Genomic DNA, 25,190 nt, shown 5'->3' on the forward strand with positions numbered 1-25,190 from the left:
TGTTTAACTAAAAATTAACTATGAAAAAAATATTACTGTTATTATGCTTAATGGTGATGGGCTCTACGCTGATAGTTCAGGCGCAAACCCGGAGTTTAAGCGGAAAAGTCACTGGAGCAGACGATGGTGCTTCCTTGCCTGGTGTGAACGTGGCCATTAGAGGTACCAGTACGGGTACTATTACAGACTTGGATGGCAATTACAAGCTAGATGTATCAGACGATGATGTCCTGGTATTTTCTTATATCGGTTATGAAACGCAGGAGATGGCTGTTGGAAGCAGGTCGGTAATTGATCTTGCTTTGCAAATTGACACTGAGCAATTGGATGAAGTGGTTGTCACTGCATTCGGTATTGAAAAGAGCAAGAAAGCACTTGGATATTCAGTAACTCAGGTAGAAGGTGATCAGTTTACAGAGTCTAGAGCCGTGAACCTGGGTTCGGCGCTCACAGGAAAAGTGGCTGGCGTGAATGTTACGCCTCCTTCAAGTGGTGTGGCTGGATCTACCAGAGTATTGATCAGAGGAGGTTCAAGTTTGACTGGTGATGACCAACCATTATATGTGATCAACGGAGTGCCTATAGACAATACAACTTCAGGTAGTGCAGGACTATGGGGTGGAAATGACGGTGGAGATGGCCTTTCAGCCATTAACCCTGATGATATCGAGAATATTTCTGTATTGAAGGGTAATTCAGCTACGGCGCTCTATGGTTTCCGTGGTGCTAATGGTGTGATCCTAATCACCACCAAATCTGGAAAGGCCAGACAAGGTGTTGGTGTTTCATTTAATTCTAACCTCACCATGAATATGGTAAATGACCAGACTGATTTCCAAAACGAATATGGTCATGGTAGTAATGGTCAGAAGCCTTCCAACCAGGCCAGTGCCCTGGAAAATGGTCAAAGTTCTTGGGGTGCCAGGTTAGATGGTACCAATGTGGTTCAGTTTGATGGAGTGGAAAGACCTTACTCTGATCAGGGTCAGGGCTTAAAAGATTTCTATCAAAACGGTTATACCTGGACCAATACCATTGCATTGTCCGGTGGGAACGAGAATCATACCTATCGCTTTTCGGCGGCTAACCTTACCAGTGAGGATATTATGCCTAATTCCGGATATGATAGACAAACATTTACAGCCAATATTGGAGGTAAATATGGCAAGTTAAGTTCGCAGGTCAATGTGCAGTATTCAAAGGAGATTGCGGTCAACAGACCTCGCTTGTCTGATACACCTGGTAACGCTAATGCCACCGTAATGCTACTTTCGCCAGCGATTTCATTCGAAACCCTGAAAGGTACAACGGACAAATTAGGTGCTGCCGCAGATGGTACTGAATTGCAACATCAAGGTAATGTTTTTTCTCAAAATCCTTACTGGGCAGCACATCAATGGCATAGAGGTGATGTTAAGAATCGAATTTTGGGATCTGCTTCTCTACAATATGATATTTTCGATTGGCTCTATGTTCGTGGGCGAATAGGTACTGATTTCGCTACAAGAAAAGATCAGGAGATAGAAGCATATGGAACGGCCTTTAAAGGCTTGGGTAGCGTGAATGAGACCACTCGTCAGGTACGAGAAGATAATTTGGATGTATTCATCGGGATCAACAAAGACTTTGGAGATTTTAACGTTGATGCACTTTTTGGTGGAAATCGTATGAGGAGCAGCTTTGAGAGAATAAAAACCGGTGGTAACGATTTGAGTATCCCGTTTTTCCATTCGATTAAAAATGTGGCTAATCAGACGTATGAGCTTGAATTTACAGAGCGTGGTACTAATTCCATTTTTGGATCAGCTACCTTCTCCTATCAAAATTTCTTATTCTTGACTGCAACTGGTAGAAGGGATAATTTCTCTGCTCTGTCAAGAGATGATAACAGTCAGTTCTATCCTTCGGTTAATACAAGTTTGGTTATTTCCGAATTGGTTGACCTTCCTTCAGTGTTTACTTTCCTTAAGTTCAGAGCGGGCTGGGCGCAAGCAAGTGGAGACGCTTCGGTTATACCCTACAATCTAACTGCTGCATATAGTTTGAACGGCAATCCGCATGTAAGTGGAGCGGCGCTTGGAAATATTAGCAATAGAGAAACAGTTCCGAACGCAGCAATTAAACCCTTCCTATCGTCAGAATTTGAGATAGGCATGGATTTGAGATTGTTGGACAACAGAATTGGTGTGGATTTAACTTATTATAACAGAAATACTGTTGACGACATCTTACGTACTTCAATATCTCAGGCTTCCGGATTCAATAATACTTTTGTAAATATTGGTGAAGTAGGCAATAAAGGAATTGAGTTGATGATCACCGCAACGCCTATTAGAACTACTAATTTCACCTGGAATGTTACCTTTAATATGGCTAACAACATCAGTGAAGTAAAAGATCTAGGTGCCGATGCGGAAGGTAATGCAGTTGAATTTGTCAATTTGGACGAAGCCCGAACAAGACAGGAAAGAATTCGTCACTATGTAGGACAACCTGCTGGGGTTATCTCCGGATACAGACACCAAACAATCAATGGACAGCCGGTATATGATGCCAGTGGATTCCCGGTGAGAAGTGAGGAGTTTGAGATATTAGGAGAAGGTAGACACCCATTCAGTGCAGGTTTGACCAACTCATTTAGATATAAAGACTTCAAGTTGAGCTTTCTCATTGACATGAGAAGCGGAGGTTCGATCATGTCAGGGACCAATGTCATAGCCTATGGAGCTGGATTGCACAAGGAGACCTTAGTTGGACGTGAGTCAGGACTTACGGTTACTGGGGTTGATACCGATGGAGCTGCATTGACTGTAAACATCGCTCCGGAAGATGTAGATGACTACTATGGCAGATACAATGACATTACGGACAATTTTGTATATGATGCTTCATTTGGTAAGTTGAGAGAGCTTTCTTTTGGCTACTCGCTGCCGAGAGCAATGTTGGACAAAACACCGTTTCAGTCTGCCTCTTTATCTATTGTGGGAAGAAATCTCTTGATACTTTGGTCTAGCGTGGATAACATAGATCCTGAGTCAGGATATTCTAACACATTCGGAACGCAAGGACTGGAGTATTTTGCTATGCCAGCCACGAGGAATCTTGGGTTCAATTTGGCAATATCCTTTTAATAGTTGTTGACTAAAAAATAAATAAGATGAAAAATAGATTTTTAGCAGCATTTACAGCTTTAATGTTAGTTGGGTCTGCTTGTAGCAATGATGACTTGTTGGATATTAATATTGATCCAAACGCATCGAATGAAATAAATATGAGCTTTCTTCTTGCCACTGGCATCATGGAGACAGCTGGAAGTAGATACGAAAACTGGAGAGCAAATTTGATTTATAGCTCTACGATGATCCAGCATAATGCCTCTTTAGCAGGTTATTGGGCAGGAGATAAATACACATACAATCCTGGATATAGTGCATCTCAGTGGGAGCGATATTATCCGGATGCACTCGAGACTTTGACACATGCCATAACGGAGACTGCAGGTGATGCATCCATGACTAACTTGAATGCCATGGCTACCATCACAAGATGCTTTGCATTACATAGACTGACTGATCTATATGGAGCGATTCCGTATACTGCAGCTGGTAGAGGTCTGGAAGGTCAGGAGTTCTGGTTTCCTGCCTATGAAACTCAGGAAGCTGTGTATACGAATTTGGTTGCCGATATCAGAGCCGCTCGTGACGCTATGTCGGCAAGTGGTGATGCTGTTGGTGCACAGGATGTTCTGTATGCAGGAGATGTGGCCCAGTGGCAGAAGTTTGCTAATTCTTTGTTAGTAAGAATTGGCATGAGAATGTCTGGTGTATCTGTAAGTACTGCTCAAAGCGTGGTTGAAGAAGCTGTTGGACATAGTGCAGGTGTAATTACCTCCAATGCAGATAATCCAATGGTAACTTATTCTGGGGCAGATGGTTTGAACAGAAACGGAGTTTCAGAAGTGTATACTGCTGGTAATGGTGGAGAAAACAACAATGCAAGACCATCAGAGACCTTCGTCAATTGGATGATGGCAGGTAATGACCCGAGATTGATGATTATTTCCGGAGGCGTAGGTGATTCGCAGCTGCCTGCAGGTGATGCAACGGCAAGCCCTGCAGTACCAGCATGGGATACAAATCCAGCGAACCAGAGAGGTCTGCCAAATGGTTATGACAATGATACGATTCTTCCAAAAGCAGTAGCAGATGGAGTAATTGCCGCAGGTGATGAATCCAATTTTTCGAGAAATCTGTATTCATTCTTGAATCCTTTGTTGTATGACCTTGATGATCCTACATTCTTCATCACACATGCAGAAGTAGAACTGGCACTGGCAGAAGCTACTTTGAATGGCTGGAGCGTTGGCGGAGCCACAGCTCAGGCACATTTCGAAGCAGGTATTCGGTCAGCGATTTCTAATTGGGAGAGCTACGATGCCTCATTGACTACTGCTAGCGGAGATGTAGATACTTATATTGCAGGACTAGGGTTTGCTGCTGCGTCAGCTGCAGATCAGCTAAGAATGATCGGTGAGCAGTACTGGGCGGCTACTTACTTCAACCATATCGAGTCATACTCAAATTGGAGAAGAACAGGTTTTCCTGCACTTACACCTACGAATTATGCAGGTAACGTAACAGGAGGCACGATCCCTAGAAGGTTGAGATATCCTGAAGCTGAAATTGGTGGAAATCCTGAAAACTATGCGACGGCAGTTGCTGCACAAGGTGAGGATTTGTTTACTACTAGATTATGGTGGGACGTGAACTAATAAATACTATGAATTCGGAGCAATTTATTGCTCCGAATTTCCTTTTTGAATATTAAATTAAAGTGGATATGTTTCCACTTTTTTGCTTTATTGTTCTCTACAGAAAACATCGTACATTTTGTAATACCAAAACGTCACCCAATATGAGCACCAAAACATGCACGTTTTTACTCAGTCTTTTATTCATTTCTAATTTTTGCAACGCTCAAAAAAAAATATTTGAATTAGTCCCCTTTTCTAAGTCCAACATTACCTTCAACAACAAGATTGCAGATACCAAAGAGAGTAATATTCTGATATACTCCAATTTCTATGGTGGAGCAGGTGTGGGTGTGGGCGATTTCAACAACGACGGTCTGCAGGACCTGTTTTTTGCAGGAAACCTGGTCAAAGACGAACTCTATTTGAATGAAGGGAATTTTGAATTCCGAAACATTACGAAAAAAGCCGGAATCAAAGATAATGGCGGCTGGTCTTCTGGTGTTGTTGTCGGTGATGTCAACAACGACGGTTGGCAGGATATTTATGTAACGCGTGAACTCTACGATGATAAGCCGGACCTAAGAAGAAATAAACTTTATATCAATAACGGTGACCTTACCTTTTCAGAAAGCGGAGCCACATACGGCGCAGACCACAGCGGAAGGACCAGGCATGCTGTTTTTTTAGATTATAATAAAGACGGATGGTTAGACCTTTTCCTGCTTACTCAACCGCCCAATCCGGGTAGCTATTCTACCATGCGAGGATCGGACTTGAGCAGATATGAATATGCACCGGTCCTATTGAAAAACACGGGTAAGGGCTACTTTGAGGATGCATCAAAAGAATCAGGGCTCGACGTTCCGGGGTTTCCAAACAGTGTTTCTGCTACGGATTTCAACAACGATGGATGGGTTGATCTCTATCTGTCCAATGACTTTCAGGCTCCAGATAAACTATACATCAACCAGCAGGATGGAACGTTCGAAAATAAGATAGACGGTAGTATGGGGCATATTACCTATTTCAGTATGGGTGTCGATGCTGCTGATATCAACAATGATGGACTCATGGATATTAGCGTTTTGGATATGGCTGCCGAAGATAACTTTCGAGTCAAGGCCAATATGAGCGGTATGAATCCTGAAACATTTTGGAAATTGTATGATCAGGGAGGACACTACCAGTATATGTACAACTCACTGCAATTGAACAACGGCTCTTTTGAATCTAAAGCAGAGCAGACCACTCAATTATCATTTAGTGACGTTGCACAGCTTTCGGGTACGTCAAGTACAGATTGGAGTTGGTCCAATCTTATAGCCGATTTTGATAATGATGGGAAGAAAGATCTTTATATCACTAACGGTTTGCTGAAGGATATCAGAAACACAGATGGAGATAAAAAAGTCTCAGATTACATAGCAAAAGTGATCTATGAATTTATTCTGGCAAATCCCAATGTAGAAGATGTGGGTGTTTGGGACATATTAGATTTGGATAAGGCCTTGAGCCTTTTGCCGTCGTCTCGATTATCTAACTATGCGTACAAAAACAACTCAGGACTTAGTTTTACTAATGCGACTGCGGAATGGGGTTTAGACCATCAATCGTTTTCTAACGGATCATCATTCGTGGATTTAAATAATGATGGAGCCTTGGATCTGGTGGTAAGCAATATAAATGATGAGGCATTTGTATTTCGCAACCAGGCCAATGAGGTTACTAATAATAATTACATCAACATTCGGCTTGATGACAATAATGCTCCTATTTTCGGGTGCAAGGTGAATGTGATTAGCGGAAATGATTCGCAATGGTACGAATTTACCAGCGTCAGAGGCATGTATTCGTGTTCGGAGCAGCTAGCACATTTTGGTCTCGGCAAGTCGGAAAAGGTCGACAAACTAATCGTTTATTGGAATGATGAAACAAAGACCGAACGGAAAAATGTGGCGGCGAATCAGCAGATTACTATTAGTAAAGCCACGAATAAGTCCTTAGGTTCAAAGGCTCTTGCTACTTCCAAATATTTCAAAAAAGTAGATGCGGAAGGTTTCGATCTGAACTTTAGTCACCAGGAGAATGATTTTGATGATTATGCAAAGCAGGTTTTGCTGCCTCATAAAATGTCACAATTCGGGCCGGCATTGGCAGTTGCTGATGTCAACGGAGACGGCTTGGATGATATGTATATAGGAGGAGCAACTGGTCAGGCTGCTATATTATACTTTCAGAATCAAGACGGGAGGTTTCGAAAAGATCCATCTAATCTGTGGGTAGCCGAAGCACGATATGAAGATATCGATGCGGCATTCGTCGATTTTGATCAAGATGGAGATTTGGATTTGTATGTAGTGAGTGGCGGAAATGCCCAGGCACCTGAATCCCGGGCATATCAAGACAGACTATACAGAAATATGGGCAACGGTAGATATGAAAAGTTCAACACAGCTATACCTGCCTTTTACGAAAGTGGATCTTGTGTTCGATTTGCAGATTTCGACCAGGATGGAGATCAGGACTTATTTGTTGGTGGGAGACATATGCCATGGGACTACCCTAAGCCAACTTCAAGCCGAATTATGATCAACGAAAATGGAGTGTTCAAGGACATAACTCAAGATAATGCCAGTGCATTGATAGACATAGGAATGGTAACTGATGCAGTTTGGACAGATTTTGATCAGGATGGAAGACTCGATCTGATCATGGTCGGAGAGTGGATGCCCATAACATTTATTAGAAATACAGACAAAGGTTTCTACAATGCAACAGCTGATTTTGGATTGAGCCATACTACAGGATGGTGGAATAGCATAGGCCAGGGTGATTTGGATGGAGACGGCCATCTAGACTATGTGCTAGGAAATCTTGGACTTAACTATAAATACAAAGCTTCCGAAAATGAACCCTTCGAAGTTTACTATCGAGATTTTGACAAAAACGGCAAGAATGATATTGTGCTGAGCTATTATAATTTTGGAGAGAAATATCCTTTGAGAGGCAGAAGTTGCTCCGCTGAGCAGGTTCCTGAACTCAAGCAAAAGTTTGATTCGTATGATCTGTTCGCTTCCGCCAATTTGTACGATGTATATGGTGATGGCGAGCTCTCTTTGGCCTTGAATTACAGCGTTCAGTCCTTTGCGCATATCCAACTTAAGAGCCTTGGTCAAGGTAAATTTGAAATTAGAGAATTGCCAGAATACACGCAGCTCTCCTCATTGAATGATGTAATTATAAGCGATATCGATGGAGATCAAGCTTCTGATATTTTAGCCATTGGAAACAATTTTCCAGTTGAAATCGAAACACCAAGGAATGATGCTGGAAAAGGAGTGGTATTGTTGAATAATGACGGAAACCTAAAAGTTTCGACTCCGCTAGAATCGGGATTCTATGTCCCCAATGATGCTAAAAAAATGGCCTTCATACGAATAAATAACGCTTTGAATCTGGTAGTGGCAAACAACAACTACGCGTTAGAGTTGTTCCAAATTGTCGATTGAAGCCAAATGATAAAGCGCTGATTTTTTGACGTATTACCCACGATGATATTGTGCAACTCATTGTCAACTAGGATTTGCCGGTTTGTGCAAGTTAATAAGCCGGCAATTCGAGAAATTTTCAACTATCCCTTCTGATATGCGCAATAAGACGCATAAAATGCTGCGTTTTATTGCATATTGTTGATGTATTTTGTTTATTTGTATATATCCCTTGAAACGGGGATAACCCAAAAAAATATGTATGATTTGATTATGTGAATCATAAAAATATCTACGCTTCCACAGGGTAATGATTTTTGGAAATTCTGGATACTAACCATGGTGAGCGAAGTAAAGAGCTAGACTTAATGTTTAGATTTAGTATTATTAATAGAGAGGGCAAAGATTTTAGCAAATTGGCCCTCTTTATTTTATCTAATTAGCCACATATGGAACAAATGCCTGCTTCGGAGCAAAACACATTATCATCCGATCAAACAGATCAGAATTACACTAAACCATTTATCACTATTATTTTCCTCTTTTTTATGTGGGGATTCATTACAGTCATGAACGACGTATTGATCCCACATCTAAAGGCTGTCTTTGATCTCAGCTACTTCCAGGCAGCCCTCGTTCAGTTTGCCTTTTTCGGAGCCTTTTTTATTGTTTCGCTACTGTATTTTTTAATATCCGTATCCAAGGGTGATATCATTTCCAAACTGGGATATAAAAACGGAATTATTATTGGTCTCATACTTTGCGGGTTAGGATGTGTCTTATTCTATCCAGCAGCTCAATATGAAAAATACGGATTCTTTCTCTCCGCACTTTTTGTACTTGCCTCAGGAGTGACGATTCTTCAAATAGCGGCCAATCCTTATGCAGCAATTTTAGGTAAACCGGAAACCGCCTCCAGTAGACTCAATTTGGCTCAGGGATTCAACTCACTTGGGACCACTTTAGCGCCCTTCATTGGAGCCCTATTAATTTATAAAGTATTTAGCGATGGAGTCGTGTCAGTCGAATCCATCAAAGTGCCTTACCTGATATATGGTGGTGTATTCGTTCTTTTGGCTCTTCTGATCAAGGTATCCCACCTTCCCACTTTTGTAAACAAAGACAAAATACTTAAGGGAGCGGGAGCACTCAAGTACAACCATCTGCTTTTTGGCATGGGAGCCATATTCGCTTATGTTGGCGCAGAGGTCTCTATTGGTAGTTTTCTTATCAATTTTTTTGCGCTCGACTCCATCATGGGAATGGATGAGAGTCAGGGCGGAATATACCTTTCTTACTATTGGGGAGGAGCCATGATTGGCCGGTTCCTGGGTGCTATTTCCATGAGCGATATTCAGAAAACTACTACTAAGTATTTGTGGATGGCGTTGTCTTCCATAGCCGTATTTGGTTTCGTCTATTTGATGACCGCCATTCGAAACGAAGATGGCTTGTTTTTAATGAAATTCTTGTCTTTTCAAGATGTAGCTCTATTTATCTTGTTCTTGATTCTCAATTATGGATGTTTTGTAATTGGCAAATCTAACCCGTCAAGCATACTGAAAATATTCTCGTTGGCGGTCATTGGCCTTTTGCTCATTATGGTACTCTTCGATGGAGCACTGGCATTTTGGGCCGCTATTTCAATCGGGCTTTTCAATTCAATCATGTGGTCTAATATTTTTACCCTGGCCATTAAGGGTCTCAAAGAACACACCTCCCAAGGCTCTTCACTTCTGGTCATGATGATTGTAGGAGGGGCTATTTTTCCTCCAATACAAGGAGCATTAGCAGATATCGTAGGTATTCAGAATTCTTTTCTTTTACCGGTCATTTGCTACATATACCTATTCTTTTTTGGATGGAAAGGATACAAAACTTCTGTCAAGTCTGATTTAGCCAACTCATGAAAAATATCTCGAAAATATACTTTACGCTTTGCATCGCATTTATAGCTTCTTGCACCAATACGGTGCCGCCAGCTGAGAAAGCGAACCTTACACAATTTGTAGATCCTTTCATAGGTACAGGAGGACACGGTCATACCTTTCCAGGCGCCTCATTGCCTTTCGGTATGGTACAGCCAAGCCCAAACAACGGAACCAACGGGTGGGATTGGTGTTCAGGATATCACTACTCAGACAGTATCATTGTAGGCTTCTCACAAACCCACTTGAGTGGAACGGGTATCGGTGACTTAGCCGATATTTTGATCATGCCATTAGCACGTGAAGTAGATCTAGCCAAACCTATGCAGAATAGAGAGGACATTACCTACCGGTCAGCATACAATCACGATATAGAGAAAGCAGTACCTGGATTTTACTCAGTCTATTTACCAGACAATGAAGTAAAAGTTTCATTGACTGCGGGCCTAAGGTGCGCTATGCACAAGTACGAATTTGACAATGATGGAAAGCAAAGAGTGGTACTCGACCTTGCCCATGCGATCAACTGGGACAAACCGATGCAGACCGAGATACAGGTTTTAGATGACAGTACGATTACAGGCTTAAGATACTCCAAAGGATGGGCGACAGATCAGCGATTGCATTTTGCGATTCGATTTTCGGAGCCCTTATCGACATTTCAGTTGGTTGATAAAGATAGTTTAGTGAATAGTTCCTCAGTTGTTGGTTCGACTTCGAAAGCATTATTTGAATTTAGTGGAAGTTCAGGTAATACTTTGAAACTGAAGGTAGCATTATCTTCAGCGAACCGGCAAGGGGCGCTTTCAGCTTTGGAAGAAATCCAAACGTGGAATTTTGACGCGGTGAAAAAGCGGGCAAGTAGCGCGTGGGAAGATCAACTCTCAAAAATTGTTGTTGAATCCTCGGATGAAAAACTCAAGCGGATATTCTATACCGCTCTATACCACACACAGCTCGCACCTATGACCTATTCTGATGCCAATGGAAACTACAAAGGAGTAGATGGAGCCATCCACCAAAGCGATGGATATACAAAGCATACTATTTTCTCACTTTGGGATACCTTCAGGGCGGCACATCCATTGTACACTATTATCAATGAGCCTCAGGTTGGTGACTTTGTCAATTCTATGTTGGCTCATTATGATGAATCTGGTTTGCTTCCTGTGTGGGAACTAGCCGGAAATGAAACTAATACCATGACTGGATATCACGCGGTACCTGTCATAGTTGACGCCATTTTCAAAGGGATTGAGGGATTTGATGTGGAGAAAGCCTATCAGGCCATCAAAACCAGCGGCATGCAAGACATTCGAGGCGTAAATTTCCTTAAGGAATATGGATATATCCCGGCAGACTTGGAGAATGAATCGGTCACTAAAAACCTGGAATATGCATTTGATGACTGGTGTATTGCCCAAACAGCGAAAAAATTGGGCAAGCAGGAGGATTACAAATACTTTTCGGAACGAGCCATGAGCTATAAAAAATTGTACGATCCTGAGACCAAATTTATGAGGGGAAAGTTGTCAGATGGTAGCTGGAAGACGCCATTCGACCCAAAGTATTCTGCGCATCGGGTTGGGGCAGAATATACTGAAGGAAATGCCTGGCAGCACAGTTGGTTTGTTCCACACGATGTACCCGGACTTATCGAGTTGATGGGAGGAAACGATGCATTTGCCACTCATTTGGATTCGTTGTTCAATCAGGATTCGAATATTACAGGAGACAATGTTTCGGCTGATATTTCAGGTTTGATCGGACAATATGCCCATGGCAATGAGCCTAGTCATCACATAGCCTATCTCTACAATTATGCTGGCAAGCCATGGAAAACACAAGAGATGACCCGAAAGATCATGAAGACCATGTACAATGATCAGCCTGATGGACTCAGCGGCAATGAAGACTGTGGCCAAATGTCGGCCTGGTATGTGTTTTCAGCCCTGGGCTTTTATCCCGTGAACCCGGCGAATGGTATTTACCAATTGGGAAGCCCACTTTTTGACCGTGCAACTATTAACATGGGAAAGGTCTCATTTGTAATAGAAGCGAACAATGTATCTGAAGAAAATAAATATGTGAAAAGTGTGAGTTTGAATGGTAAGGTGTTAAATGAAAATCAAATCACACATCAACAGCTAATGGATGGAGGACTGCTAGTCTTCGAAATGACTAACAATCAAGCCGAGAGCAGGTAAAATAGATTATACAACTAGGATATAAATGAGTAAAGACAGAAGGGATTTTTTGAAGTTGTCCGCCTTAGGAATGGGCGCCGTTGGTGGAACTGTTTTGACGTCTTGCCTGAACGAGACCTCTACTGATACGCGCGTTGAAGATAAAAAAAGAGCAAAGGGCAAGCCAGTGGTGTTGTCAACATGGAACCATGGTATTCCTGCCAATGAAGCCGCTTGGAACCTACTCAAAGCAGGCAAAGGATCTTTAGACGCAATAGAAGCAGGCGCAAGAGTGGTCGAGTCAGACCCGAAAGTCCGAACAGTGGGCAAGGGTGGTTATCCGGACCGCGAGGGAAAAGTGACTTTGGATGCATGTATTATGGCGCCAGATAGTGGCTGTGGCTCTGTCGCCTTTCTTCAGGAAATAGAAAATCCGATCTCAGTGGCCAGAAAGGTCATGGAAGAGACTCCGCATGTGATGATGGTTGGCGAAGGTGCTCTACAGTTTGCACTGGAACAAGGATTTGAAAAGACAAATTTGCTTACTGAAGAAGCCAAAAAAGATTGGCAGGATTGGCTCAGGACCTCTGAGTACAAACCTAAGATTAATATTGAAAACCATGATACGATAGGCCTGTTGGCAATTGATGCAGAAGGCAATTTGTCTGGTGGGTGTACTACCAGTGGTGCGGCCTGGAAGCTACATGGCAGAGTTGGCGATTCACCAATCATAGGAGCGGGTTTATTTCTCGACAATGAGGTTGGCGCTGCGTGTGCTACAGGATTGGGCGAAGCGGTGGTTAGAGTGGCGGGCAGTGCCATGGTGGTAGAAATGATGCGGATGGGCATGAGCCCTTCGGAGGCTTGCAAGCAAGTGGTTCAACGAATTTATGATAAACATAGAGATGTGAAAGATCTCCAGGTAGGTTTCATAGCGCTTGATAAAGCAGGAAACTACGGAGGCTATAGCCTTCACCCGGGGTTCAACTACGCCATTTGTAATGATTCCGGTGGAAACAGGATGGAGGACGCCAAAAGTATTTTGACTAAGAAATAGGAGAAAGTATGTCTAAAATAGAAAGGGGACATCATGAGGAGGGTTATAAGGAGTGGTCAGAAACTACTGTTTCTTGGAAGCATGCTGTGCAATCCAAAGTTCTGAATACTGACTGGAAAATGAGGCAGGTTGGTACTGAAGAATGGCTAACAAGCAGAGTCCCCGGGACCAATTTTACATCGCTCTACGAGGCCAAGAAAATACAAGATCCTTTCTACGGCAACAATGAGGGCAAACTACAATGGATAGAGAAAGAAGACTGGGAATACCAGACTACATTCAACATCTCAGAAGCTGACCTTCTGCATGAAAAACTAGAGCTCGTCTTTGAGGGTCTTGATACATATGCAGATGTCTACATCAATGAAAACCTTGTGCTTCAAGCAGATAATATGTTTCTCAAATGGCACCTGGCGTGCAAAAAATATTTAAACATTGGCTTAAATGACGTGCGCATTTATTTCCATTCGCCTCTGAAAATAGCACGGCCGGAACTTAGCAAATATGGACTTGATTTTCCGGCTGAAAATGATAAAACAGAAAATCACCTCAGTGTTTTTACGAGGAAGGCCCCCTATCACTATGGATGGGATTGGGGACCAAAATTTATAACCTCCGGTATCTGGAGGCCTGTATCGCTAAGGTTGATTAATGACTTGATCATTCGGAATCTCCAGATTCATCAAGCAAGCATTATTGATGATTTGGCCAGTTTTAGCACAACTTTGACGATAGAATCTTGCATCGTGCAAGATTGCACGATTACGGCAACAATAGGGGAAGAAGAAGTGGGAAGTGTCAGACTAAATTTGACCAAGGGAATAAATGACTGTGTACTGCCATTTGCCATTTCTGATGCAAAGCGATGGTGGCCTGCTGGAATGGGGGACCAAATACTTTATGATGTGGTCTTTGAGGTTAAAGGTTTGGAGGTGTCCGATTCGCAAACCCGTCGAGTAGGAGTAAGAGAATTTGAAGTAGTTAATCAGCCGGATGAAAAAGGCGAATCCTTTTATTTCAAAGTAAATGGAATTCCTTTTTTTGCGAAAGGAGCTAATTACATTCCATCGGATAGTTTTCCGGATCGAATGACACCCGCACGATACAAGCAGGTATTTGAAGATGCTGTGGCAGCGAACATGAATACCTTACGTGTTTGGGGTGGAGGGATTTATGAAGACGATTTGTTCTATGATCTCGCAGATGAGTACGGCATTGTGATATGGCAAGACTTTATGTTTGCCTGCACCATGTATCCATGGGACCAAAAATTTCTCGAAAACGTTGAAAAAGAAGCCGTCACCAATATTCGACGCCTACGCAACCACCCGTGCATTGGTTTATGGTGCGGAAACAATGAAGTGCAAATGGGCTGGGACAATTGGGGCTGGCAAAAGTCTTTCGATTATTCCGATAAGGATCAGGAAAGAATGTATGAAGGCTACAAAAAGTTGTTTCACACCCTCTTGCCAGGTTTAGTCGAGGAGTACGACCCAGGAAGGTTCTATCTTCCTTCATCACCTATAAGCAACTGGGACTCACTCAAAAAATTCAACTACGGCGATCAGCACTATTGGGGGGTATGGCACGGAGAAGAACCATTTGAAAACTTCAAAAAATTTGTCCCTCGCTTTATGAGTGAGTTTGGGTTTCAGGCGTTTCCGCTACTTGAATCCGTGACGCAATATATTGACACAAAAGATCAGAATATTGAATCTGAGCCAATGAAGGTTCATCAAAAACACCCACGTGGCAACCAATTGATCAAAGAATATATGCTTCGCGATTTCATCGAACCAAAGGACTTTGAGAATTTTTTGTATCTGAGTCAGATACTGCAAGCACAGGGCATGACTACGGCTTTTGAAGCACATCGACGAAATATGCCATTTTGTATGGGGTCACTTTATTGGCAATTCAATGATTGCTGGCCTGTGGCTTCCTGGTCTGGTATAGATTACTATGGCAGATGGAAGGCTCTTCACTATGCTGCGCGACATGCCTTTGACAATTTACTCATTTCGTTTGAAGAAGAGGGGTCGACGTTGAAGGGTTATTTGATCTCAGATTTACTTGAGGAAACCAAAGGTGTTTTGAGCATCGAAGTCAGAGACTTCTATGGGAATGAACTTTATAAGAAAGCGCAGAATGTGAGTGTTGAAGCAAACAAAAGTGCAATTTATTTTGAAGAAGAAATAAGTACTCTAATTGGGGCGGGAAATAAAACCAGTGCCGTATTGATCGCAAGCTTCTGTCAGGGAGATGAAAACCCAATACAAACACTTTACTATTTCGATTCACCAAAGAATCTAAAATTGAGGAAGTCGGAAATCAATCATCAATTTGTGGTGAAAGACGATCATCTGCACGTCACCCTAAGTTCAGACTTCCTGGTAAAAAATACATGCATCACTGTAGAGGGACTTGAAGGAAACTTTACTGACAATTTTTTTGACCTTCTACCCTTGGAGCCAAAGACAGTGTCCATAAAGCTACCTGGTGAGTTTGATGCCGCTGCACCGAAATTGAAAATTCTCTCAGTAAATGATGCTTCTTTGTACCCATGAACTTAGCCTTAATCGACATAGCAATCATCGGACTCTATTTGGGTTTCACCCTTCTTATTGGCATATATATTTCAAAGAAGGCTTCCGCCGACCTTGACTCTTATTTTCTGGGAGGAAAAACCATCCCATGGTGGATCTTAGGCGTATCCAATGCTTCAGGGATGTTTGATATTACTGGCACGATGTGGCTGGTTTCCATGTGCTTTGTCTATGGACTTAAAAGCGCCTGGCTACCCTGGATATGGCCCACGTTCAATCAGATATTTTTGATGATATATCTGTCCGTTTGGCTTCGCCGCTCCAATGTAATGACTGGTGCAGAGTGGCTCAAAACAAGATTTGGGGATAGCACCGGTGCTCGATTGTCGCACCTGATAGTCGTCATTTTCGCCATTATTAGCGCGGTAGGCTTTATTGCATACTCGTTTAAAGGCATTGGAAAATTTTCTTCAACATTTTTACCCTGGGACCTGTCACCTGATACTTACGCCTTGATTATTTTGGGTTTCACCACCCTATATGTGATCAAAGGAGGTATGTATAGCGTGGTATTCACCGAGCTCATACAATTTATAATCATGACGATAGCCTCCGTAGCCGTAGGTATCATTGCGATGACTTATGTAGCACCTGAGCAGCTCAATGCGGTTATACCAGAGGGATGGAAGGAATTATTTTTTGGCTGGACACTTGATTTGGATTGGACTGGTGTCATAGATTCCGTCAATCTAAAAATCCAGGAAGACGGGTTTTCCCTTTTTGGTTTCTTCTTTGTAATGATGGTGTTCAAAGGAGTAATGTCCAGCATGGCAGGCCCCGTCCCCAACTACGATATGCAGCGCATCCTTGCCGCCAAGTCTCCCACGGAAGCAGCCAAAATGAGTGGGATCGTATCACTCGTTATGTTCATCCCCAGATACATGATGGTGGCAGGCTTGACGATATTGGCCTTGGTATTCTTAGGGCCGGAAATTCAATCCAGCAAGGATATTTTCGACTTCGAGTTGATTCTCCCCTACGCCATTCAGAATTTCATTCCGGTAGGCCTGACCGGCCTGCTGATTGCAGGGCTACTGGCCGCGTTTATGTCTACATATGCCGCTACCGTGAATGCCGCGCCCGCTTATTTTGTAAATGATATTTACAAAAAATATATCAATCCGGATGGGGATAAATCCCAGTATGTAAAAATGAGCTATGTGGCCTCAATTGTTCTGGTAGCAATAGGTGTAGGGTTTGGGTTTTTGGTAGATTCTATCAATGATGTTACCCAATGGATATTTGGCGCTTTATTTGGCGGTTACTCAGCGGCCAACTTACTCAAATGGCACTGGTGGCGTTTCAACGGCCATGGTTTTTTCTGGGGAATGATAGCCGGTCTTGTTGCCGCATTGATTCTGCCTCTCGCACTACCTGACCTTCAGCCGTTATATGGTTTTCCATATCTACTGGCCATATCCCTCATAGGTTGCTTGCTTGGTACCTGGCTCACGCCGGCAGAACCAGACGAGGTACTCATCAACTTTTACAAAAATGTCAGGCCTTGGGGATTTTGGAATCCCATCAAAGAAAAAATACAACAAGAAGACCCGTCCTTCGAAGGCAATAAGGATTTTGTCAGAGATATGACTAATGTGGCAATAGGCATTGTTTGGCAGCTCACACTGGTAGTCATTCCAATTTACCTGGTCATCAAAGAATTTATTCCAATGACTATCGGTATAGGTGTTTTTGCAATTACATCATTCGCGCTTAAGAAAAACTGGCTGGACAAGCTCAGGGATTAATTGACCTTAAAAGAAAGACAATCAGCATGTACGAGAACATAAGAAATTCATTCGTGATTTTAGGGCTTCTGATCATTTTATCCGGATGTACAGAGGAGCCCGTTCCCAATAAAATTTCAATTATACCACGCCCAGTGAAAATGGTGGAGTCTGGTCAGATCATGAGACTGAGTAGCAGTACCAAAATCATCTATTCAGATTCTTCCTTGTCGTTTTCTGCATATTTTTTGAGAGACCAGCTTACAGCCATTACAAATCTCACCTTCGAGGTTATTGAGGATTTTTCAAATCGACCCGGTGCAATATATCTATCACTGGGTGCAAAAAATACCGACCAGGAAAGCTATATACTAAGTATTGCAGATCAGAAAGCAATCCTCTCGGCTTCAGCTCCCCAAGGTGTTTTTTATGGTATCCAATCTCTGCTGCAAACACTGCAATCTGTAAATGAAGTACATTTTTTTGCTGGTGTAGAAATTGAAGACGGACCGCGTTTTTCGTGGAGAGGGATGCACCTCGATGTGAGTCGCCATTTTTTCGGAGTAGAAAAGATTAAAAGATACATCGATTATTTGGCCATGTACAAGCTCAATATTTTTCATTGGCATTTGACCGATGACCAGGGCTGGCGCATTGAAATAAAGCAATATCCTTTATTGACAGAGCAGGGCGCCTGGCGCAAGTCGGTTGGATTTGCCAGCAATCAGGCCAAAGGACTAAACAAAGATGATGGTAAACCCTATGGCGGATTTTATACCCAGGAAGAGGTGAAGGAAATTGTTAGATATGCGCAAGACCGGGCAGTCACCATAGTTCCGGAAATAGAAATGCCGGGCCATACTTCAGCTGTGCTAAAAGCCTACCCAACTTTGGCCTGCGAGGGAATAGGCAGGGCAGAGATATGGGGAGAAGGTGGTATCTCCAAGAATGTGTTTTGCGCAGGCAAAGAAGAAACCTTCGAATTTTTGGAAAATGTATTGAATGAAGTTTTGGAGCTATTTCCGTCTAATTATATCCATATTGGTGGAGACGAAGCACCAAAAGATCATTGGGAAAAATGCGGACTTTGTCAAAAAAGAATCAGGACCGAGCAGCTGGCCGATGAACACGAACTTCAAAGTTATTTCATCACCAGAATGGAAAAATTTCTAAACGCCAAAGATCGTAAACTGATTGGTTGGGATGAGATACTGGAAGGTGGTCTGGCACCTAATGCTACAGTCATGTCCTGGCGCGGGATCGCCGGGGGAATTGCCGCCGCCAAATCTCATCATGACGCAGTCATGACACCAGGCTTTCCGCTCTATTTCAATCACCGACCTATCGACCTAAAAAACTCGCCGGGACATAAGAGTTCAAACAATACGATCACAACGGTTTATAACTACGAACCTGTACCAGCCGAATTGTCCGCGGTGGAGAGCCAGTACGTCATTGGGGTACAGGCCAACCTTTGGACTGAATATATACCGGAGTGGGAGCATGTGGAGTCTTTACTTTTTCCACGCCTTTTGTCTTTAGCTGAGATCGCATGGACCTCTGCTGAACGCAAAGACTTTGAAGACTTCAGAAATAGGATTCCATATCAATTGAGCAACCTCGACCGAATGGGTGTCAATTATGGCAAGGACCCGTATCAGGTGGCCATTTCCATGCAAATGGAAAACCGGAAACAAATGGTGAGTATGGCCACAGAATTGCCCGGCATGAAAATCAGGTATACCGAAGATGGCTCAACTCCCAACTCGTCTTCACAAGAATATCAGACACCGTTTCCGTGTGTAAAAACTATGCTAGTTAAAGCTGCAGCCTTTGACGGAGATATAAGACTTAGTGAAGTAAGTGAAATGAACTATCTAAGTCATTTGGCTACAGGCAAAAATCTCGAATATCAGAATGTCTACAACCCAAAATATAATGGAGGCGGGGATTTTGGCTTGATCGACGGTCGCTTTGGATCGGAAGAAAGTATCTCCTTTGGCTGGCAAGGATTTGATGCAACTGATTTTCAGGTCAGTATCGATCTTGGAGAAGAAATTAACGTCAAAACCATCAGTGCAGGGTTTTTGATCGATCAGAGTCAGTGGATTTTTCAGCCCGACGAGGTAACCTTTGAAATTTCCAGTAATGGAAAGGACTTTGAGACCATATTTCAAAAGGTTTATGATGAAGCGCGTGATCAGCAAGTCGTTCAAATGATAGCAAGGCCAAGAGCCGAAGAGTTGAACGTAAAAGCGAGATATGTCAGGGTGAAGGCCTTTCATGGCACGCCAATACCATCATGGCATTCAGGCGCAGGTACTCGCCCTTGGCTGTTTGTAGATGAAATCGTGATTGAATGAAAATGCAATGAGTTGATATAATACCATCGAATAGACCAGAATTAAATGACTAAAACTATGCTTAAATATTTTACCAGTTGTGCCTTTTTGCTATTGATCCTTTGTTTCTCTGGCTGTCAAAAAACAGACAATGAACAAATCAATGAAGAAGTTGACTATGTGGCTATGGCCAATACACTGATGGGTACCGATTCTGATTTTAGCCTATCCAATGGAAATACTTATCCAGCTACAGCAGTGCCCTGGGGTATGAACTTCTGGACTCCGATGACGAGCAAGATGGGAGACGGATGGACCTATAAATATGATGAAAACAAAATTCGTGGTATCAAACAAACGCACCAACCGAGTCCGTGGCTGAATGACTATGCGGCTTTTTCGTTGATGGCGGTTACGGGCGAGCTCAAAATTCAGGAAGACGAACGTGCCTCCTGGTTTTCGCATAAAGCTGAAACGGCCCTTCCTTATCACTACAGTGTTTATTTGGCAGACTATGATGCCACCATGGAAGTTGTGCCTACAGAACGTGCGTCTCATTTTAGGTTTACCTTTCCGGAAGAAGAAAATGCTTATATCCTCCTGGATGGCTTCGCTAAGGGATCGATGGTTGAAATCATTCCTGAGGAGCGAAAGATTATAGGCTATGTTCGAAACAATCATGGTGGTGTACCTGAAAATTTTCACAATTATTTCGTAGCTCAGTTCGACAAGGATTTTGAGATCAACCATACGTGGACCGATGGTTGGAAGCTGTTGGAAAACTCAAAAACAAGTGAAGCCGATCATGTAGGGGCGGTAGTAGGATTCAAGACAAAAACAGGAGAACGGGTACATGTAAAAGTGGCCTCGTCCTTTATTAGCCCAGAGCAAGCTCAGATCAATCTGGATCGGGAAATCGGGCAGGATCAGTTTGAAACCACAAAGTCTAAAGCACATCAGGCCTGGAAAAAGGAATTTGATAGAATAGAAATAGAAGATACCGACGAGCTGGATATGCAAACTTTTTATTCCTGTCTCTATAGGTTATTGCTCTTCCCTAGAAAATTTTATGAAATCGATGCCAATGATCAGATTGTGCATTACAGTCCTTATAATGGAGAAGTACTGCCTGGATACATGTTTACGGATAATGGGTTTTGGGACACTTTTCGGGCAGTTTTTCCATTTTTTACGCTCATGTATCCGACCCTGGATGCGCAGATTATGGACGGCTTGGCCAATACTTACAAAGAGTCAGGTTGGCTTCCTGAATGGGCCAGTCCCGGGCATCGTGGTGTCATGATCGGTTCGAACTCCGCAGTCAACATTGCTGATGCTTATGTCAAAGGCATACGTGATTTTGATTCCGAAACACTTTATGAAGCGGTCCTTAAGAATGCCGAAGTAGAGGAAGGCCGACCAGTAAGCTCTGTAGGGCGCGAAGGGGTCGATTATTACAACAAGCTCGGCTATGTACCCTATGATGTCGGGATTCATGAAAATGCTGCCCGTAGCCTGGAATACGCCTTTGCCGATTTCAATATTTCGGAAATGGCAAAAATTATGGAAAAAACTGCGGACGTGGAAAAATTCACTAAAAGAGCCTACAACTATAAACATCTCTTCGATCCCGAAACCAAATGGATGCGTGGAAAAAATCAGGATGGCACCTTTCAATCCCCCTTTAATCCACTCAAGTGGGGCGATGCCTTTACAGAAGGCAATAGCCTGCACTATACCTGGTCGGTGTTTCAGGATATCAATGGCCTGATCAATTTGATGGGCGGAGATCTGGCATTTGTTCAGAAATTGGATGAAGTCTTTACCATGCCACCCAAATTCGATAACTCCTATTATGGGTTTACCATCCATGAAATCAGAGAGATGCAAATCGTGAATATGGGAAATTATGCACACGGGAATCAACCCATTCAGCATATGATCTATTTGTACAATCACGCAAAACAACCCTGGAAAACACAAAAAAGAGTAAGAGAGGTACTTAGGAAGTTGTATGCCCCAACTCCTGATGGTTATTGTGGCGACGAGGACAACGGACAGACCTCAGCCTGGTATGTCTTCAGTGCTTTGGGGTTTTATCCGGTTACTCCCGGAACCACGCAGTACGTTGTAGGTAGTCCATTGTTTGACAAGGTGACGATGACCCTGGAAAACGGAAATAAATTTATAGTAGAAGCTAAGGGAAATGTCAAAGAAAACGTCTACGTCCAATCGGTAAACTTCAACGGCAAGACGTACGACAGGACTTGGTTGGATCACAAAGACATTCAATCCGGAGGCGAACTTATTTTCCAAATGGGGCCAAATCCTAATAAGGTTTGGGGCACGTCGGAAGAGTCGGTTCCATTTTCTATGAGTCTAAAATAAATCAAAATGGACAGGAGAAACTTCATTATAAAATCTTCAATACTCTCAGGAGGAGCTACGATGATAGGCCCGCATATGTCCTTTTCAAGACCTGACGAATATGTGTCGAAAAGACCCGCAAAAGCCGATCGAAAGTTTACCAGTAAGGCTGTGGAAAAAGTCATTCAAGAAGTGAAGAAGGCTATCGGGAATGAGGAGCTCGCATGGATGTTCGAGAATTGTTTTCCGAATACCCTGGACACTACAGTTAAATTTAAAGTTGAAAATGAGAAGCCGGATGCTTTCATTATCACAGGAGATATTGACGCCATGTGGCTACGTGACAGCACGGCTCAGGTTTGGCCCTACTTAAGGCTCGTCAACGAAGACAATGAGTTGAAAGAACTGGTGCGTGGTTTGATTTTTCGTCAGAGTAAACTCATCCAGACCGACCCCTATGCCAATGCCTTCAATGATGGCCCCTTAGGAAGCAAATGGGAATCCGACAACACGGAGATGAAACCAGAATTGCACGAACGAAAATGGGAAATAGATTCTTTGTGCTATCCCATTCGATTGGCGTATCACTATTGGAAAACGACCAATGATAAATCTTGTTTTGATCAGGATTGGGTGTTGGCTATGCAATCTATTCTCAGAACTTTCAAAGAGCAGCAGAGAAAAGAAAATCGCGGTCCTTATTCGTTTACACGCCAGGCGTCTAAGGCATCTGAGACTTTGATAGAAAATGGTTTTGGCCATCCGGTAAAACCAGTTGGACTTATAGTTTCATCTTTCAGACCATCGGACGACGCTACCATCCTACCATTTTTGATTCCCTCAAACCATTTTGCTTTGGTATCGCTTCGACAACTATCTGAAATAGCGACTGAGGCAATCGGTGATGATCAATTGGCTCTTAACGCAGAATCTTTGGCCGATGAGGTAGAAGAGGCTTTGATGCAATTTGGATATGGGAACCACCCTGATTTTGGTAAAATATTGGCCTATGAAGCCGATGGGTTTGGCAATGTGCTATTCATGGATGATGCCAACATCCCCAGCTTGCTGGCGCTACCCTATTTGGGTGCCATGGCAGCTGATGATCCCATCTATCAAAACACCCGAAAATTTCTATTGAGCCAGAGCAATCCCTGGTTCTTTAAAGGAAAACATGCCGAAGGAATCGGTGGGCCGCATGTTGGAGCGGATATGGTCTGGCCCATGAGTATCATTATGCGCGCCCTGACTTCAGCTGATAACGAGGAGATTATGACCTGCCTGAAAATGTTGATAGCCACTCACGCCGGAACAGGCTTTATGCATGAGTCCTTTCACAAAGATGACCCGGCACAATACACAAGAGATTGGTTTGCGTGGGCAAATACACTCTTCGGAGAACTGGTTTATAAAATCTATCGTGAAAGACCAGAATTGTTAAAGAAAGTATGATAAGACGGACCGACCATACACACAATCATTTGAATATACTGAGGAGCATGTATTATGGTTTGGTACTAGTTATTCTTTTTGGATTATCAGCTTGTGATAGGACTTACATCCCTTCCGGCGACTATTCTACGAGAGTATTCGAAAGTGTACCAATCAACTTCAACGGGAAAGAATCAGACGATACACAGGTTATCCGACTCGAAAGCGGACGACTGGCGCTGAAGAAGTTGCAGCTTCCAAACTTTGAGGCTGGTGCTGAAGTTTTTATCAGGGTTACGGTTCGCTCTGCCGGTGACCGCTGGGACAAATCGGGGTCTTGTTTTTTTATTCAGGATACTACACAGCTGAGTCTTTTGCAGTCTGGCGACGAAAACTTTAAATACCCCGCAGGCTCCAGTGTTGGAGAAAAATTTGGTGGGGTAAAGGTGGCTGACAATTTTGCTCCTGCTGTAGAACTCATGCGATTCATGACGCCCTTCGGTGTGGGGTTTTATAGCGAAGAAAGAGAAGATGATCATCGCAAACCAGTGTATGTACCCAGATGGGAAAAGGAGGTAGTATGGGAGGCAGACATTAGTGATTTTTATCAGGCCCTTGCTGACGGTGGGTATATCGGAATATGGATTGATTCCTGGACCAAGGAGGGGTATGAAGCCAGTGTTGATATTGATGTAAGAGAGCGCTATTTGTCAAGGAAAAAGATCGTTCCATTGGCCAATACAGTCTACTACGGCAAGGGTCAGAGCATTCCTGAATTTTTTGCAGACGGTGATTTTGAAATTGATTTCAACGTGGAGCAACCACTTAAAAATGTTGAACTCAAATATATAACCACTGGTCATGGCGGCCACTCTGGAGGAGATGAATTCGTGAAAACAAAAAACTCCCTTTACCTGGATGGTAAGCAAATCTTAGACACCATTCCCTGGCGTGACGACTGTGCTTCTTTCAGGAGGTTCAATCCATCATCGGGGGTATGGCTGATAGAAGATTCGGCCAGTTATATCGATTGGGAAGCTCAGAAATACAAAGTGAAGTACATCGAGGAGCGACAGGCTTCCTCTGATCTGTCCAGGTCGAATTGGTGCCCGGGTTCCTATGTAGAGCCTTATACCATCTCGTTGGGCGATTTGTCTGCGGGAGGTCATCAGTTGAAAATATCAATCCCCGCTCAGCCGATGGAAGAAAATAAGTTTAACCATTGGCTGGTATCAGCCTATTTGGTTTATGAAAGTGACATTGAATAACTATGGTTGTCTTTAAAAGAATAACTAGAGGAGTAAA

The 25,190-nt window shown here is 43.0% G+C and carries 12 protein-coding genes; all 12 read left to right on the forward strand.

From position 1 onward, the window contains the following. The first annotated feature begins 20 nt into the window (after window positions 1-20). The 12 genes from ABJD64_RS19970 (at window position 21) to ABJD64_RS20025 (ending at window position 25,153) form a co-directional block, all read left to right on the forward strand. Complete coding sequence (locus tag ABJD64_RS19970; RefSeq protein WP_348180482.1) at window positions 21-3,131, forward strand: SusC/RagA family TonB-linked outer membrane protein; 3,111 nt, start codon at window positions 21-23, stop codon at window positions 3,129-3,131. Between the two features lie 26 nt (window positions 3,132-3,157). Further along, window positions 3,158-4,771 carry a SusD/RagB family nutrient-binding outer membrane lipoprotein gene (locus tag ABJD64_RS19975; protein WP_348180481.1) on the forward strand — a complete coding sequence of 538 codons (1,614 nt, stop codon included), beginning with the start codon at window positions 3,158-3,160 and terminating at the stop codon, window positions 4,769-4,771. Between the two features lie 143 nt (window positions 4,772-4,914). Continuing rightward, the gene (locus ABJD64_RS19980) at window positions 4,915-8,262 is read left to right on the forward strand and encodes a VCBS repeat-containing protein (RefSeq protein WP_348180480.1); all 3,348 of its coding nucleotides are present in this window, start codon (window positions 4,915-4,917) and stop codon (window positions 8,260-8,262) included. Window positions 8,263-8,690: 428 nt separating this feature from the next. After that, window positions 8,691-10,151, forward strand: coding sequence for a sugar MFS transporter (locus ABJD64_RS19985; RefSeq protein WP_348180479.1), 1,461 nt, complete (start codon window positions 8,691-8,693; stop codon window positions 10,149-10,151). Then, a complete protein-coding gene (locus ABJD64_RS19990; protein ID WP_348180478.1) occupies window positions 10,148-12,376 on the forward strand; it encodes a GH92 family glycosyl hydrolase in 2,229 nt (742 codons plus the stop codon). Before ABJD64_RS19985 ends, ABJD64_RS19990 begins: the two co-directional genes overlap by 4 nt. A gap of 25 nt (window positions 12,377-12,401) precedes the next feature. Continuing rightward, the gene (locus tag ABJD64_RS19995; protein ID WP_348180477.1) at window positions 12,402-13,412 is read left to right on the forward strand and encodes a N(4)-(beta-N-acetylglucosaminyl)-L-asparaginase; all 1,011 of its coding nucleotides are present in this window, start codon (window positions 12,402-12,404) and stop codon (window positions 13,410-13,412) included. 8 nt (window positions 13,413-13,420) lie between these two features. Beyond that, window positions 13,421-15,979 carry a glycoside hydrolase family 2 protein gene (locus ABJD64_RS20000; protein ID WP_348180476.1) on the forward strand — a complete coding sequence of 853 codons (2,559 nt, stop codon included), beginning with the start codon at window positions 13,421-13,423 and terminating at the stop codon, window positions 15,977-15,979. Then, window positions 15,976-17,766: a sodium:solute symporter family protein gene (locus ABJD64_RS20005; RefSeq protein ID WP_348180475.1), complete on the forward strand. Its 1,791-nt coding sequence runs from the start codon at window positions 15,976-15,978 to the stop codon at window positions 17,764-17,766. Before ABJD64_RS20000 ends, ABJD64_RS20005 begins: the two co-directional genes overlap by 4 nt. A gap of 26 nt (window positions 17,767-17,792) precedes the next feature. Further along, on the forward strand, window positions 17,793-20,108 hold the full coding sequence (locus tag ABJD64_RS20010; RefSeq protein ID WP_348180474.1) for a family 20 glycosylhydrolase: 2,316 nt from the start codon (window positions 17,793-17,795) through the stop codon (window positions 20,106-20,108). A gap of 57 nt (window positions 20,109-20,165) precedes the next feature. Further along, a complete protein-coding gene (locus ABJD64_RS20015) occupies window positions 20,166-22,475 on the forward strand; it encodes a GH92 family glycosyl hydrolase (RefSeq protein ID WP_348180473.1) in 2,310 nt (769 codons plus the stop codon). Window positions 22,476-22,535: 60 nt separating this feature from the next. Further along, entirely contained in the window at window positions 22,536-23,906 is a 1,371-nt protein-coding gene (locus tag ABJD64_RS20020) for a glycoside hydrolase family 125 protein (protein WP_348180953.1), read from the forward strand. Continuing rightward, window positions 23,903-25,153, forward strand: coding sequence for a PNGase F N-terminal domain-containing protein (locus ABJD64_RS20025; RefSeq protein WP_348180472.1), 1,251 nt, complete (start codon window positions 23,903-23,905; stop codon window positions 25,151-25,153). Before ABJD64_RS20020 ends, ABJD64_RS20025 begins: the two co-directional genes overlap by 4 nt. Window positions 25,154-25,190 lie beyond the last annotated feature (37 nt).

Origin of the sequence: Reichenbachiella sp., assembly GCF_039944555.1 — a bacterium.
Taxonomy (GTDB): Bacteria; Bacteroidota; Bacteroidia; order Cytophagales; family Cyclobacteriaceae; genus Reichenbachiella.

What these genes read in the sequence shown, in the direction of transcription:
- ABJD64_RS19970 (WP_348180482.1), top strand. Translation starts at nt 21, where the DNA reads ATGAAAAAAATATTACTGTTATTATGCTTAATGGTGATGGGCTCTACG.
- ABJD64_RS19975 (WP_348180481.1), top strand. Translation starts at nt 3,158, where the DNA reads ATGAAAAATAGATTTTTAGCAGCATTTACAGCTTTAATGTTAGTTGGG.
- ABJD64_RS19980 (WP_348180480.1), top strand. Translation starts at nt 4,915, where the DNA reads ATGAGCACCAAAACATGCACGTTTTTACTCAGTCTTTTATTCATTTCT.
- ABJD64_RS19985 (WP_348180479.1), top strand. Translation starts at nt 8,691, where the DNA reads ATGGAACAAATGCCTGCTTCGGAGCAAAACACATTATCATCCGATCAA.
- ABJD64_RS19990 (WP_348180478.1), top strand. Translation starts at nt 10,148, where the DNA reads ATGAAAAATATCTCGAAAATATACTTTACGCTTTGCATCGCATTTATA.
- ABJD64_RS19995 (WP_348180477.1), top strand. Translation starts at nt 12,402, where the DNA reads ATGAGTAAAGACAGAAGGGATTTTTTGAAGTTGTCCGCCTTAGGAATG.
- ABJD64_RS20000 (WP_348180476.1), top strand. Translation starts at nt 13,421, where the DNA reads ATGTCTAAAATAGAAAGGGGACATCATGAGGAGGGTTATAAGGAGTGG.
- ABJD64_RS20005 (WP_348180475.1), top strand. Translation starts at nt 15,976, where the DNA reads ATGAACTTAGCCTTAATCGACATAGCAATCATCGGACTCTATTTGGGT.
- ABJD64_RS20010 (WP_348180474.1), top strand. Translation starts at nt 17,793, where the DNA reads ATGTACGAGAACATAAGAAATTCATTCGTGATTTTAGGGCTTCTGATC.
- ABJD64_RS20015 (WP_348180473.1), top strand. Translation starts at nt 20,166, where the DNA reads ATGCTTAAATATTTTACCAGTTGTGCCTTTTTGCTATTGATCCTTTGT.
- ABJD64_RS20020 (WP_348180953.1), top strand. Translation starts at nt 22,536, where the DNA reads ATGATAGGCCCGCATATGTCCTTTTCAAGACCTGACGAATATGTGTCG.
- ABJD64_RS20025 (WP_348180472.1), top strand. Translation starts at nt 23,903, where the DNA reads ATGATAAGACGGACCGACCATACACACAATCATTTGAATATACTGAGG.